This is a genomic window from Dactylosporangium salmoneum, from assembly GCF_039532525.1.
GTDB lineage: Bacteria > Actinomycetota > Actinomycetes > Mycobacteriales > Micromonosporaceae > Dactylosporangium > Dactylosporangium salmoneum.
In genome coordinates, this window is record NZ_BAAARV010000058.1 from 54,259 (window position 1) to 68,119 (window position 13,861).

11 protein-coding genes are annotated in these 13,861 nt (G+C 72.7%); 4 read left to right on the forward strand and 7 right to left on the reverse strand.

Annotated elements, in window-relative coordinates; all coding sequences use genetic code 11:
- Positions 1-130: 130 nt before the first annotated feature.
- The 3 genes from ABD352_RS30260 to ABD352_RS30270 all read left to right on the forward strand — a co-directional run bounded on the left by ABD352_RS30260 (position 131) and on the right by ABD352_RS30270 (position 3,484).
- Positions 131-1,630, forward strand: a complete 1,500-nt coding sequence (locus ABD352_RS30260; protein WP_344615923.1) for an FHA domain-containing protein — start codon at positions 131-133, stop codon at positions 1,628-1,630.
- A gap of 97 nt (positions 1,631-1,727) precedes the next feature.
- Complete coding sequence (locus ABD352_RS30265; RefSeq protein WP_344615924.1) at positions 1,728-2,828, forward strand: sensor histidine kinase; 1,101 nt, start codon at positions 1,728-1,730, stop codon at positions 2,826-2,828.
- Positions 2,825-3,484: a response regulator gene (locus ABD352_RS30270; protein ID WP_344615925.1), complete on the forward strand. Its 660-nt coding sequence runs from the start codon at positions 2,825-2,827 to the stop codon at positions 3,482-3,484. Before ABD352_RS30265 ends, ABD352_RS30270 begins: the two co-directional genes overlap by 4 nt.
- Here the strand turns inward: ABD352_RS30270 and ABD352_RS30275 are convergent.
- The 6 genes from ABD352_RS30275 to ABD352_RS30300 all read right to left on the reverse strand — a co-directional run bounded on the left by ABD352_RS30275 (position 3,481) and on the right by ABD352_RS30300 (position 12,447).
- Entirely contained in the window at positions 3,481-4,683 is a 1,203-nt protein-coding gene (locus tag ABD352_RS30275) for a hypothetical protein (protein WP_344615926.1), read from the reverse strand. The two genes, ABD352_RS30270 and ABD352_RS30275, sit on opposite strands and share 4 nt — an antisense overlap.
- On the reverse strand, positions 4,676-5,194 hold the full coding sequence (locus tag ABD352_RS30280; protein ID WP_344616048.1) for a SigE family RNA polymerase sigma factor: 519 nt from the start codon (positions 5,192-5,194) through the stop codon (positions 4,676-4,678). Before ABD352_RS30280 ends, ABD352_RS30275 begins: the two co-directional genes overlap by 8 nt.
- A gap of 162 nt (positions 5,195-5,356) precedes the next feature.
- Positions 5,357-6,133, reverse strand: coding sequence for a PH domain-containing protein (locus ABD352_RS30285; protein WP_344615927.1), 777 nt, complete (start codon positions 6,131-6,133; stop codon positions 5,357-5,359).
- Positions 6,134-6,197: 64 nt separating this feature from the next.
- Positions 6,198-8,741, reverse strand: a complete 2,544-nt coding sequence (locus ABD352_RS30290) for a cellulase family glycosylhydrolase (protein ID WP_344615928.1) — start codon at positions 8,739-8,741, stop codon at positions 6,198-6,200.
- 636 nt (positions 8,742-9,377) lie between these two features.
- Positions 9,378-11,468, reverse strand: a complete 2,091-nt coding sequence (locus ABD352_RS30295; RefSeq protein ID WP_344615929.1) for a RecQ family ATP-dependent DNA helicase — start codon at positions 11,466-11,468, stop codon at positions 9,378-9,380.
- A gap of 34 nt (positions 11,469-11,502) precedes the next feature.
- Positions 11,503-12,447, reverse strand: coding sequence for a C40 family peptidase (locus tag ABD352_RS30300; RefSeq protein ID WP_344615930.1), 945 nt, complete (start codon positions 12,445-12,447; stop codon positions 11,503-11,505).
- 95 nt (positions 12,448-12,542) lie between these two features.
- On the opposite strand from ABD352_RS30300, the gene ABD352_RS30305 reads away from it, so the two are divergent.
- Positions 12,543-13,409, forward strand: coding sequence for a hypothetical protein (locus ABD352_RS30305; RefSeq protein WP_344615931.1), 867 nt, complete (start codon positions 12,543-12,545; stop codon positions 13,407-13,409).
- A gap of 268 nt (positions 13,410-13,677) precedes the next feature.
- Here the strand turns inward: ABD352_RS30305 and ABD352_RS30310 are convergent.
- A partial coding sequence (locus tag ABD352_RS30310; protein WP_344615932.1) for a hypothetical protein occupies positions 13,678-13,861 on the reverse strand: 184 nt, incomplete at its 5' end.

The window sequence follows — 13,861 nt, forward strand, 5'->3', positions numbered from 1 at the left end:
TTCGTAAGTTGATCGTCGTTTTGTAGGTTATGGCGGACAACCTTCCTGACTGGTACACAAGTCTGATCCTGTGGCGTCCCGTTCACACGGGCCGCGTCGCCTTAGGGTGTTGGGGTCGAAGGAGGACGCCGTGCGGTTCGAGATCAGCCGTGTCATGGACACGATCGAGCAGCGGCTGACCACGGACGTCACATTGGCGCAAGCCGTGGTCGACCTGGGCGAGGTCGCCCGGTTCGTGCCGCTGGACGGCGGCCGTCCCATCAACCTGCTGCGCCTGGGCATGGTGGTCGACGCGCTGAGCCGGTACCTCATTGACGCGGGCGCCATGCTGTACCCCGTGACCGGGCGCGAGGTGCTCTCCGAGGCCGCGCTGACCTCCAAGGAGCGGATGGTCCTGGGCCGCTGGGCCGACGACGGGCTGATCGAGGTCACGCCGGTGGTCGCCGACCGGGCGGTGGAGATCGCCGACTTCACCGGCCTTCCGCTGATCGTGGTGCGGGACGTGCCGCAGTACGCCCCCCGCTTCCCCTGGCTCACCGACAGCCCCGAGCGGGTCCTCCGGCTGACCCCGCGGGCCGGCGGCGCGGTGCTCACCCCCGGCGGCGAGCCGGCCCCGCCCAAGGACGGCAAGGAGCGCCTGGTGGTGGTGGGCAAGGCGACGCTGCCCATCGTCCCGTCGGACCCCGACGACCCGGCCGCCGAGAAGCCCATGGCCGAGCCCGTGACCTCCGCCGATTCCCCTTCCGCCCCTGCCGCCGACTCCACCTCCACCTCCGACTCCACCTCCACCTCCGACTCCACTCCCGCTTCCGACTCCACTCCCGCCGCCGACTCCACCTCCACCTCCGCTTCCGCCTCCGCCTCCGCTGCGGAGGAGCCCGCGGTGGAGGCCCCTGCGGAGCCTTCCGCGAAGCCGGACCAAGCCAAGGGCGGGCGGCCCGACGGGCTGCAGTCGTTCACCGCCCGCGGGGCGCAGCGCTTCGGCCGCACGAGGGTGGTGCGGCGGCGGTTCACGCGGGCCGAGCCCAGCGGCGTGGGCGCGTCGCTGATGGCCCGGCAGTGGCGGTGCAAGGAGCCCGACTGCCCGGCCTTCGGGGAGTACCGGCGCATCGGCCAGCCCGTGCCCCGGATGCGCGGCGGCGTGCCCGCCTGCCCGCGCCACGGCGAGGCGGTCAAGGACGCCGGCCCCCGCCCCGCGGCGTTCGCCGTCGCAATCGTCGTCGATGACCTGGCCCGCCGCCGCTTCGTCGTCGGCGCCGCCCGCCCGATGGTGGTCGGGCGCGAGCCGTCCGACCCCGACGACATCTCGGTCGGCGCCTGGCTGCACGAGGCGGCCGCCGCCTGGATCGCCAAGGAGCACGTCCGGCTCTCGGTCGAGGACGGCCACCTGGTCGTGACCGACCTCGCCGACAACGGCACGCTCATCTGGAAGCGCTCGAGTCCCGACATCAAGGAGGAGACCGAGCGCATCTACCGCAAGTCGTACCGCCTGGACGGCTGGGACTCGATCGAGCTCTACACGGGCGTCGAACTGGTCGTCGGCGACCACCGGCTGCAGACCGTCGTCGGTTCCGAGCCGGCATCGGTACTGCTGGACGCCCCCACGGTCGCCATGCGGTTGGTCGACTGACGGCGTAGCCGACACTCCGCCGGCTACGCCGAACGGCGTAGTCCGATACCAACCCGGCGTGGCTGTGCTCGGCCGCGAGCCTTCATAACATCGGCTCGTGGACGCCTCCCGCTGGCTGCGCTGGGACCGGCTGGTACCGGTCAAGGTGGCCGCGGTACAGCTGCTGGCCGTCGCCGTGGCCACCCACCACCCCACCGCCCGCCCGGCGCCGGACTCCCTGGGCTGGCTTCTGGTCGCGCTCGGCCCCCAGCTGCTGTTCGCCCGCGAGCGCGCGCCCGTCGCCGTGCTGGCCGCCGGCATCGTGCCGCCCGCGCTGTACTGCGCGCTGGGCTACCGCTACGGGCCGACCTTCATCGCCCTGGCCGTGGCGATGTTCTACGCCGTGCTGCGGGGCCACCGGGCGGCGGCCTGGGCGACCACGTTCGTCGGGCTGGCCGGGTACGTGGTGCTGACCCGCCTCCTCGGCCGCGAGCCCGTCCCCGGGCCCATGACCCTCGTCGCGATCGCCGCCGTGCTGGCCCTCATCCTGACCGCGGCCGAGGCCCTGCGCGCGGCCCGGGAGCGCCGGCGGGCCGAGGAGCGCCGGGCGGCCGGCGCCGAGCGCCTGCGGGCCGCCCGGGACCTGCACGACGTGCTGGCCCACCAGGTCGCGCTGGTGACCGTGCACGCCAACCTGGCCCTGCGGGTGCTGGACCGGGACCCGGCCCGGGTGCGCGAGTCCCTCACCGCCATCAAGGACGTGAGCCGCTCGACGATGACCGACCTGCGCGCGGTGCTGGCCACGCTGCGCGCCGAGCCCTCGCCGACCGCGCCGATCGCCGGTCTGGACCGTCTTGCGTCGCTCGAGGCGCAGGCCGCCGCGGCCGGCCTCCGGCTCACCGTCGAGGTTCAGGGCGCGCCTGTGGCGCTGCCGACGGCGGTGGACCTGGCGGCGTACCGCATCATCCAGGAGGCCGTCACGAACGTGCAGCGGCATTCCCCCGCCCGCTCGGCATCGGTCCGGGTTTGGTACCTGGCGGATGCCGTGCGCGTGACCATCGCCGACCCCGGCCCGTCACCCGCCACGCTGCACCCGGGCGGCGGCCTGACCGGCATGCGCGAGCGGGCGCTGACGGTCGGCGGAACTTGCGACATTTCGAGCGTTCCCGGCGGCGGCGTCGAGGTGCGCGCGCATCTTCCGTACGAGGCCTGGTCATGATCCGCGTGGTGCTGGCCGACGATCAGGCCATGATGCGGGCGGGGCTGCGGGCCCTGCTGGAGGAGAGCCCCGACATCCGGGTCGTGGCCGAGGCCGCGGACGGGCGGGCGGCGGTCCGGCAGGCCGCGGCGCTGCGCCCCGACGTGGTGGCGATGGACATCCGGATGCCGGTGCTCGACGGGATCGACGCCACCTGCGAGATCCGCGCGCTGCCCGGCGACATCCGGGTGCTCATCGTGACGACGTTCGAGGTGGACGAGTACATCTTCGCGGCTTTGCGGGCCGGGGCCAGCGGCTTCGTGGTCAAGGACAACGAGCCGGAGGACCTGCTGCGGGCGGTCCGGACGGTGGCGGCGGGCGCCTCGATGCTGGCCCCGTCGGTGACGAGCCGGGTGGTGACCGAGTACGCGGCCCGGGCCAAGCCCCCGCCCCCGTCGGCCGGCCTGTCGCGGCTGACCGAGCGGGAGCGGGAGGTGCTGACCCTGGCCGCGCAGGGCCTGCCGAACGACCAGATCGCCCGGCGCCTGTACGTCAGCCCGGCCACCGTGAAGACGCACATCTCGCGGCTGATGCTGAAGCTCAAGGCACGAGACCGAGCCCAGCTCGTGGTCGCGGCCTACGAGACTGGGCTGGTCCGTCCGGGCTGGTTCGGCTAGGCCTGGACCACCTGCACCTTGGTCGACGCGGGGTCCTTGAGACTCCGGTAGACGCCGTGCTGGTCGTTGACCGCGTAGACGTACACGGTGCACTCGGACAGCTGCGGCTGCGTCTGCGCGCTGAGCTTGATGGTGACCACCTTGGAGCCGCCCGCCGGGATACTGCTCACCTGGCAAGCCGTATTGCCCGTCTGGACCTTGCAGTCCGTCGTCGAGAGCACCGTCCACGTCTGGTTGATGATCAGGTTGATCTCAACCTTGCCCGGCGTGGCGAACTGCCCGGCGTTGTGGATGGTGAGCTTGAAGGTGCCCTCCCACGCCGTGGCCCCGGTCGCGACCATCGTCAGCTTCTCGGCGCTGACGGTGAGGTCGGTGACGTTCGGGTTGGGCCCGAACGCCGTCGGCCCGCCGGTCTGGGTGAACGCGCTGCCGTTCCAGCCATACATGCGCCACTGGTGCTGCGAGGACTGCGTCATGTCGCAGCAGGGCCGGTACTCGCCGACGTCGACCCGGACCTGTCCGTTGTCGCCGGCCTCGACCCCCCAGATCGTCTCGATGTCCTTGCCCTCCTGGCCCTCGCTCCCGGCGCTGCCGACCACCTGGCCCAGGGTGACGATCTTGCCCTGCGCGTCCCGGTCGAGCGCGAGCACCTTGTAGTCCGTGCCCTGGGGGCTGCAGGACACGATGACGACCGTCTCCTGCGCGCCGTCGTGGTCGACGTCGATGTACACCGGGTCGCCCTGGATCCGGGTGCTGGAGTCGGTCGACGCCTTGCCCGAGGCGAACTTCACCGACCCCTTCGCGCAGCCGTCGTCGAACCCCTTCGGCCAGGCGGGGATGTTGAAGGTCGCGTTGCCGAGGTCCGCCTTGGTGATCCGTCCGTCCGGCGCCGCGGGCGTGGTGCTGGCGTCGGGGCTCGGCGCGGCCGGCGACGTGGTCGTCACGACCACGCTGGGCGAGTCGGCAGGCACGGCCGGCGGCCCGTTGGACTTGGCGCCGCCGGCTGCGTAGGCGACCACCGGCACGGCGATCGCCAATGCGGCCAACCCGCTCGCGGCGACGGCTCGCACCTTGTGGCGGTGCTGCACCGTGGCGCGTGCCGCGGCCGTACCGGCGGGCTTGACGTAGGGAGTGACCTCGTCGCGGAACCCGGCGAAGGCGTTGGTGAGCAGCTGGTCGTCGTGGTCGAAGTCAGGCACGGTGGGTCTCCTTGTCGGTGAGGCGGGTGGCGAGGGCGGTGCGCCCCCGGTGCAGCCAGGACTTGACGGTGCCTTCGGCGACACCCTCCTGGCGCGCGATATCGCTGATGGGCAGGTCCGCGAGGTAGTGCAGGATCACCGCGCGCCGCTGCTGCTCGGGCAGCGTGGCCAGCGCCTGGGCCAGCGCGACCCGATCTGGGCTCGGCGCGGCGACGTGCTCCTCGCGATGCCGGCGCGCGAAGGCCATCGCGGTCCGGGCTCGCCGCCACCGGCTGGTGGCCAGATTCCAGGCGACCCGGCGCACCCAAGCGGCGGGGTCGTCCATCTCGGCGACCCGCTTCCACCGCGACAACGCCCGGCAGAACGCCTCTTGCACCACGTCCTGGGCCGCGGCCATGTCGCCCGTGTAGGCGAACAGCTGGACCGTGAGCGGCTGGAAGTACGCCGCGTAGAACTCGTCGAACCCTCTGCCGCGAGCAGGGGGCCCGCTGTCGGACAGACTCCCCACAATGCCCCCGTCAAGCAAGGTACTCACACTGCCCTTCCTCCCCATAGCCAACCGGCGATCCGGTCGTTCGGCTTTCGGCTTGTTCGGCGACAACACGCCGCACCGGGGAAAGAGGTTGCAGTGAATGTAGTGTCGCCCAGCTGACAGTTCCGGAGGCGTCGTGCCTCAGGCCGGTCGCGCTCCGGTCGCCGCCCGCCATGCGGCGTAGCTCGACTCCAGCCGCTCGAGCTCACCGGGCGTGCCGACGCCGCCCCGGTCCTCCGGCCGCTCGTTGTAGTGCCGGACGACGGTGGCGAGGAAGACGGGGTCGACATCGAAGGAGAACACGGCGACGTTGAGCCGCTTCGGCCGTCCGTCCGGGCTCCGGTACATCAGCGTCAGGTACCAGCGACTCACCGGTGGCGGGCCGCCCGGGAGCAGCTCGTCCCAGCGCAATTCCCGGCGGCGCAACGGGTACCGCACGCTGATCCCGTCCGGCGTCAGCACCAGCGACGGTCCCGGCAGCCAGATCACCACCAGCGCGATCACGGCCAGCGCGACGGCCACGGCCAGGGAAGCGGTGGTGGCCCACCCCAGCTGCGCCAGCCGCACCCGGTCGGTGTCAGGCACCCGCTCGGTGAGCAGCATGCTCCCGGCCCCGAACATGAGCAGGATGCCCGTGAGGCCGCGGGGCACAACCGACTCGGCCACGACGAACGCCGCCCCGTCCGGCGCCAGCCCGAAGGTCGCCGGCCGGCGCCGCAGCGCCCGAGTCACCCACACGTACCAGACCGGGGGCCCGGCGCAGACGGCGATGAGGACCAGGACGCCGATCGAGAAGCCGACCGCCACCGGCTCGATCCGCCAGAGCAGCGGCTGGACCACGAACTTGTTCACCACGACGGCGACCAGCGTGGTTACGGCGAACAGCGTGGCGGTGACCCGCTCCCGCGCGACCGGCATGCCCAGAGCGTAGGCCGTCGCGCCAAAACGCACCGACCCGTTCTGTCGTGTCACAAGCGCCGTCCTAAGGGGTCGCCGTCACGGTGTAGGCGCCGCGGGCGCAGCCGGTGATCCGCCAGCCGCCCGTCACCTGCTCCGACGACGGATTGGCAACCCCCGTTGTCGTCAGGTGGGGCATCGCGTTGCCGGGCACCCAGATGTCGACGAGGCAGTTCACGGGATCGTCGGCGGCGGTGGCGGCGATCCGCAGCTCGCCGTCCGGGCCCGAGGTGAGCGAGTCCAGCCGGCCGGGCAACGCTCGCGGGAAGGCCCTCGACAACGGTTGGGCGAAGGCCGACGGGGGCGGGGCCGACTCACCGGTGCGGCAGTCGACCGAGACCAGGTTCCCGGAGGTCGTGGCATCGGCAGCGGTTTCCGGCGAGCCGCATCCCTGCCGCCACACCCAGAACGCACCGCCGGCGCCGAGCCGGTCCTGGGCCGCCACGAAGCGCCGCACCTTGGCATCGTCCACTCCGGGGTCGCCGAACCAGCCCCATTCGCCGAACCACAGCGCGGCCCTGTACGCGCGGGCGGCGCGGGCCGACGTGGCGAGGTTCCGCTCGATGGACGCGATCGTCAAGCCCAGGCCCTGATCCATGCTGATGGACTCGCTGTACGGGTGCGGGGCGAACACCAACTGCCGGTCGCCGGTGAAGCCGGGCGCCGGGGCCACGTCGAATCCGAGGCCCGACCACAGGACGCTCGGCTCGAAGAAGACGAGGTGGGTGTGCCCGCCGGCGGCCCGCTCGGCCTGGCGGATGGCCGTGATCGCGGCGTCGTAGTACCGGCCGAGCAGCAGCCCCGAGCTGATCGGCGGCCCGGCTCCGATCCCGGGCTCGTTGAGCAGGTCGTAGCCGGCGACGGCGGGCTCATCGGCGAAGGCCTGTGCGACGAACGCCCACGTGCGGACGAGCTCGCTCTGGATGCCGTCACGGTCCGTGTAGAAGTTCCCGAATGCCGTCGCCACCGCCGGTGCCAGGTCGCGGGCCAGGAACTGGCAGTGCGCGGTCCCGTCGGTGATGGTCGCCCACGCGGGTGCGCCGTCCCAGCCGGTGGTCGGAGTCGTCCCGCCGCCGCACCGCTCGGACGGGCGGGCGATCGCGTTGCCCCACGCGTCCTCATGCATGTCCAGGACGGTGTAGATCCCGTGGGCCTTCGCCCCGGCCACCGCGGCGCGGATCTGCCGGAGGTAGGACTCGTCGAACGTGCCGCGCTGGGGCTCCAGCCGGGACCATGACAGGCCGAGCCGGATCACGTTGAAGCCCATCGCCGCCATCTGCTCGAAGTCACCATCGGTCAGCGGTTGCGTCGCCGGAACGGCCGGATCGCGCAGGTAGTAGTCGATCAGCTGGTTCACGTTGACGCCCCGGAGGATGACCTGCCGGCCGGTGACATCGCCGATCGTGGCGAGCTCGTCCTTGGCGCGTGCCGGGAGTACCCGGAGGTACTCCATGCCGCCGGACGCCTCGACCGCCCCGACCGTCGGCGGCCCGGAGGGAGCTGACGCCCCGATCACGGGCGCGAGCGCCAGCACGAGCACGCCGATCGCCGCGACCAGCGCCAACCGCGATCGCAGGCGCCATCCCACCGCGACCGCGACAGCGCCGATGAGACCGACCACCGCACCGTAGCCGACGCCGGTCGCGACGCTGATCAGTGAGGTGGCGAGCCACCATTGGTCGGGCCCGGCGCCGGAGAGGCGGTCCGACCAGGGCAACGCGGCGACGACGGCGTCGACCACCCCGAGGCCGAGGCCCGCCACCACCGACGCCAGGCCCGCGGTCACCGACACCGCCAGCGGGCCGGCCTGAGGCAGCCGCCGCTGCGCCACCCGCACGGCCCCGGCGAACACCGCCAGAAACACCGCCACGCCTGCGAGGAAGCCGAACACGCCGTTAGCCGCGCTCGGTGCGACCACGAATCCGGCGAACGAGTAGCCGACCGGCCCCCCACGCCACCAGTGAGCCGCCGGTCCAATCGCTGCCAGACCGGTCACCGCCACCATGACCGTCACCGAAAGGCCGGCCGGGGACGACTCGACCTCGGCGATCTCGGCGCCGGACACAGCTCGCGGCCCGAACCGGGCCGCGAGCGCCGCGCCGGCCGCGACCAGCGGGCCGACGAGGATGAACTTGATCGCCGCGAAGCCGCTCGTGCTGAGCGCGTACTCCAGGGCCGAGCCGACCGACAGGTGCGGGCCCAGCATCGGAAGGGCCGACGCGAAACCGCTCGCGGCCGTCGCCCAGGCACCGGCGCCGACCACCGCGATCCACGTGGCGGCGAACACCCACCTGGCCGGCGAGTGCTTGGCGACCAGGAAGGCGGGGACGGCAGTGCCGGCAAGCAGGACCGGGAGACCGACCACGAGCGGCGCCCAGCGGTAGACGCCGCCCGAACCCAGCATCGGCAGCCCGCGACCGCCGATCGGCGCGAGCAGGCCCGAGGGGTCCGATACGGCGGCAACCACCACAACGGCGATGAGTACGACGACCGCGGCCGCGGCGGCACGAATCTGCGGCGCCGCCCCGCGCGAACGAAGGAACCCGGCGACAAGTGTGGTGCTGGTCATAGTGGACGCGAATCATACTCGTGTTCTGGCGTTTGTCAGGGGGTGTGACGACGCGACTCCACCCCCGTTCGCCAGAGGCTCGCGCTGGACGACGAGACCGACGCCAACCTTCTCGGTGTGTGTGTCCCGCCGAGGTCGGCCACGGCTCGACGCATCACCGGTCGACCCCGGGCTCGACACGTGCGGCCGCGCCGCGCCGCCGTCGGAGCGCTCGACGAAGGCCAGTCCGTGGAGCAGAGCCGCAGTGTGCCGCCCGACCCTCCGCCACGCCAGCCGCCCGGCCCGCAGAGGTCGGCGGCGGTGGCGGTGGCGTGGATCGTTGGCGGCCTGGCCGATTCGTCGGCCCGCATGGCGGCACGATCCGCGGCTCCGTCTGCCTGGGTGTGTGGCACAAAGTGCGGTCACCCTTGCGAAGCAGCACCCTGACCGCCCGCGCCAGCCTCGCACGTGCCCACGCGGCGGGCCGCACAGCCGCGGCGATCGCGGAGTTCGAGCGGCTGCGCGCCGATCGTCGCCGGGCAAATCCCTGCTGGGCTCGCCGGGCGCGATCATGGCGGCGAGACCTGCGGCGGATCTGCAGTCAGCTTCCGTGGGCGTGCGCTGGGTGCAGGCCCATTGCCGTGCCCGGCGTTTTGGTCAGGCGGTCAGGGCCAGGGTGAAGGGCAGGACTCCTTTCGCGCCGGACTGGATCAGGGCTCGGGCGGCCAGGGCGAGGGTCCAGCCGGTGTCGACCATGTCGTCGACCAGGAGTACCGGGCCCGGGGCGGCCTGCACGGCGTCCGCCAGGTCGGCCGGGACGGTGAAGGCGTCGTGCAGCGCGCGGACCCGCTGGGCGCTGTTGGTGCGCGAGGCGGTCTCCGTGGCCGGGGCGGCGGGGATGGTGCCGAGGAGGGGCAGGCGGCCGACCTCGGCGATGCGTGCGCCCAGCGAGCCGACCAGCTGGGGGGCGTGGCGGGAGCCGAGGACGACGACGCCGGTGGGGCGCTGGGGCCAGGGGGAGTCGCCCTTGGACCATTCGGCGAGGGTGGACACGACGCCGGTGAAGATCTCGTCGGGGATGGGGACGTCGGGGCCGGCCAGCAGGTTGCGGAGGCGGTCGCCCCAGCCGAGGTCGCTCAGGCGGCCGATGGCGCGGCCCGGGAGCGTCTGCTCGGCGGCCGGGATCTTGCCGGAGAGGCCGATGCCGATGGCGGCCAGGCCGGTGGGCCACTGCTTGCGGGGCGGAATCTCGACGCCGGCCCGGCCCAGGTGGGCCCGGGCGGCGTCCAGGGCGGCGGGGGAGACCTCGGTCGCGTACCACGGGCCGGCGCACGTGTCGCAGCGCCCGCACGGGGTGGCCTCCGGGTCGTCGAGCTGCCGGCGCAGGAACTCCATGCGGCAGGAGGTCAGCGACGTGTACCGCAGCATCGCCTCCTGCTCGGCCGTGCGGGCGGCGGCGACCCGGGCGTAGCGCTCGGTGTCGTGCTGCCAGGGGATGCCAGTGTCGACCCAGCCGCCGCTGACCCGGCGGACGGCGCCGTCGACGTCGAGCACCTTGAGCATCAGCTCGAGGCGGCTGTGGCGGAGCTCGACCTGGGGCTCCAGCGCCATCGTGGAGAGGGGGCGGCCGGCGTTGGCGAGCACGTCGAGGACCTGGCGGACCTGGTGCTCGGGCGGGAAGGCGAGGGAGGCGAAATACCGCCAGATGTCCGCATCCTCGCGGCCCGGCAGCAGGAGCACGTCGGCCTTGGCGACCGCGCGGCCGGCCCGGCCGACCTGCTGGTAGTACGCGATGGGCGAGGACGGGGCGCCCAGGTGCACGACGAAGCCCAGGTCGGGCTTGTCGAAGCCCATGCCGAGCGCGGAGGTGGCGACGAGGGCCTTGATCCGGTTGCCGATCAGGTCGGACTCGGCGCCGAGGCGGTCGGCGTTCTCGGTGCGGCCCGTGTACGCCGCGACCTCGTACCCCTGCCCGCGCAGGAACGCCGCCGTCTCCTCGGCGCCGGCCACCGTCAGCGTGTAGATGATGCCGGAGCCGGGCAGGTCGCGCAGGTGCTCGCCGAGCCAGGCCAGGCGGTGCGACGGGGACGGCAGGGTGAGGACCCCCATCCGCAGCGACTCCCGGTCGAGCGAGCCGCGCAACACCAGCGCGTCGCCGAGCTGTTCGGCGACGTCGGCGGTGACTCGCGCGTTGGCCGTGGCCGTGGTGGCCAGGACCGGCGTGCCGGGGGCGAGGTCGAGCAGCAGGGTGCGCAGCCGCCGGTAGTCGGGCCGGAAGTCGTGGCCCCAGTCGGAGACGCAGTGCGCCTCGTCGACCACCAGCAGGCCCGTCGTCGCCGCCAGCTTGGGCAGCACGTCGTCGCGGAAGCCGGGGTTGTTCAGCCGCTCCGGGCTGACCAGCAGCACGTCGACCGAGCCGGCCGCGATCTCGTCGGTGATCGCGTCCCACTCCTCGAGGTTGGCCGAGTTGATGGTCCGCGCCACGATCCCGGCCCGGGCCGCCGCGTCGGTCTGGTTGCGCATGAGCGCGATCAGCGGCGACACGATCACCGTCGGGCCGGCACCGCGGGCCCGCAGGAGGGCGGTGGCCACGAAGTACACCGCCGACTTGCCCCACCCGGTGCGCTGCACGCACAACACCCGGCGGTGCCCGGCCACCAGCGCCTCGATGGCCGTCCACTGATCTTCGCGCAGCTCGGCGGCGGGGCCGGCGAGCTTCTTGAGAATGTCCGAGGCTTCCTGTCGCACGGGTCGACGCTAGCAACGGGGTGTGACAGAAACGCTATTCGTACTGCGGACGGCCGAACCCGACGACCGGAGCGTAGTCGAGCAGTCGCATGGAGATACGTTCCCCGGCCCGGGGCGCCTCGATCACCCGCCCGTCACCGATGTAGATGCCGACGTGGCTCACGTCCTTGTAGTAGAAGACCAGGTCGCCGGGGCGCAGCTCGGCCCGCGTGATCGGCTTGACGGTCTGTTTCTGGCGGGCCGCGTTGTGCGGCAGCGTCACTCCCGCGGCCTTCCAGGCGGCCATCGTGAGCCCCGAGCAGTCGTACGTGTTCGGGCCGTCGGCGCCCCACTGGTACACCTTGCCCAGCTGGTTGTAGGCGAAGCGCACGGCCCGCCCGGCGGCGTCGTCGGTGAACGCCGGCACGAAGCCGTCGTGCAGCGCCCCGGAGGGCACCCGCGCCACCCGCCGGTCGCCGAGCCGGCGCAGCTGGGTCTCGATGGTGCTCTTGCGCTGCCCGAGCTCGAGCTGCTGCGATCGCTGGCGCTCACGCAGTACCGACAACTCGGTCTTCTGCTTGTTCAGGTCGTCCTGGGCGGCCTGCAGCGCGCGGAGGCCCCCCGAGCGGCGCCGCGCGATCTGGTCCAGCATCGCCAGCTGGTCCATCCACGACTCCGGAGACTGGGCGGTGATCAGCGCTGCCGTCGAGCCGACCGCGCCGCCGCTGCGATAGAGCGCGGCCGCCGCCTCGTTGGTCTCCTTCTGGGCGGCATCGACCTGCGTCTGCAGCGGACCCAGGCGCGCGGTCACCTGCCCGAGGCGCGCATCGGTGGCCCGCAGGTCGTCGGCGACGGCGTTGTACCGTTCGATGACGCCCTCGAGCTCCTGCCAGGCATTGGCGAGCACCCGTTGCCGGTCCGCGGAGGGATCCGCGTGCCCGGCCCCCGGCGCCGCCAGGAGAATGAGTCCAGCGACGACGAGCGATGCGGTGCTGCGCAAGTTCTTGCGACAAAACCCCACGTGCCCCTAACGCCGCAATTTGGACATAAGTAACCTAAATTCCCCCGCTGGAGTGGGTCGGTAGGGTGGCTGCCATGGCGCTGAAGGGTCCGTTCGTCGCGGTGGGGCTGGTCGCCGCCCTGCTCCTGGGCTTCGTCATCGCACGCTCCACGGACGCCCGCAGCGAGGCTCAGGCCCCCGCTCCGGCCGCGACCGCGATCCCGTCGCACTCCCACGGCGGCGCGGTCGTCGGCGACCTGGGCGGCTTCTCGCTGAGCGCGGGCGGCTTCACGCTGGTCCCGGCCCAGCCCCCGACCTTCGCGGCCGGCAGCGAGCAGCAGTTCGCCTTCAAGATCCTCGGCCCGGACGGCAAGCCCGTCACCCGATACGTCACGAACCACGACAAGAACCTGCACTTCATCGCCGTACGGCACGATTTGTCGGGCTTCCAGCACCTGCACCCGGCGATGGCCCCCGACGGCACCTGGACGATCCCGCTCACCCTGCCCACCCCGGGCATCTGGCGCCTCTACACCGACTTCATCACGCTGGACGCGACCGGCCAGCAGGTCCCGCTGGCACTCGCCGTCGATGCGACGGTCGCGGGCAGTTACAGTCCGGTGGCGCTGCCGCCGCCGGCGCGTACGGTCGAGGCGGACGCCTTCACGGTCACGCTGGAGGGCACGCCGCAGGTCAACGCCACCCAGCCGCTGTCGTTCCGCGTCTTCGCCGGCGGCGCCCCGGTGACGGACCTGGAGCGCTACCTGGCCGCCTACGGCCATCTGGTCGTGGTCCGCGACGGCGACCTCGGCTACCTGCACGTGCACCCGGAGGACCAGCTGGTGGGCGGCGCGGTGAAGTTCTGGCTGTCCGCGCCGAGCCCGGGCCGCTACCGCATGTACTTCGAGTTCCAGAAAGCGGGACAGGTCCATCGCGCGGAGTTCACCGTCGACGTGCCGTGATCGAAGAGCCAAATGCATGGCTCCGGTCCGTGCAACCAGGGCTCCGTTGCTCCCGTCAGTGACCGGTCGGCCCTGGGGGGCCTCCCTGCCAGCGCCGCCGTGCCAAGATCGGCACCGATAAGTCGGGCGCTGGCGCGCCACGACTTATCGAACTTATACCCCGTCGGGGCATAAGTCCGGAAGGTCGCGATACCTTCGCCGAAAACGGCCCGAAAATGCGTCGGGCCGCCCCGACGACGATGCGTCGGAGCGGCCCGGCCAGCCAGAACTAGTCCTCGGCGGACTCGCCGACCTCGGCGCCGGCCTCGCCCGCGCCACCACGCCCGCGCCCGCCCCGGCGACGACGGCGCCGCGTCCGAGCGGCCCCGCCCTCCTCGCCGGCGACGACGACCGGGGAACCGGCGGCCTCACCCTCCGAGGAGGCCGCGGCGACGCTGGACCGGCGACGGCGG

Bases quoted from the DNA above. Each gene is read 5' to 3' on its own strand.
- ABD352_RS30270 (WP_344615925.1), top strand. From the start codon at position 2,825: ATGATCCGCGTGGTGCTGGCCGACGATCAGGCCATGATGCGGGCGGGG.
- ABD352_RS30290 (WP_344615928.1), bottom strand. From the start codon at position 8,741: ATGACCAGCACCACACTTGTCGCCGGGTTCCTTCGTTCGCGCGGGGCG.
- ABD352_RS30285 (WP_344615927.1), bottom strand. From the start codon at position 6,133: ATGCCGGTCGCGCGGGAGCGGGTCACCGCCACGCTGTTCGCCGTAACC.
- ABD352_RS30305 (WP_344615931.1), top strand. From the start codon at position 12,543: ATGGCGCTGAAGGGTCCGTTCGTCGCGGTGGGGCTGGTCGCCGCCCTG.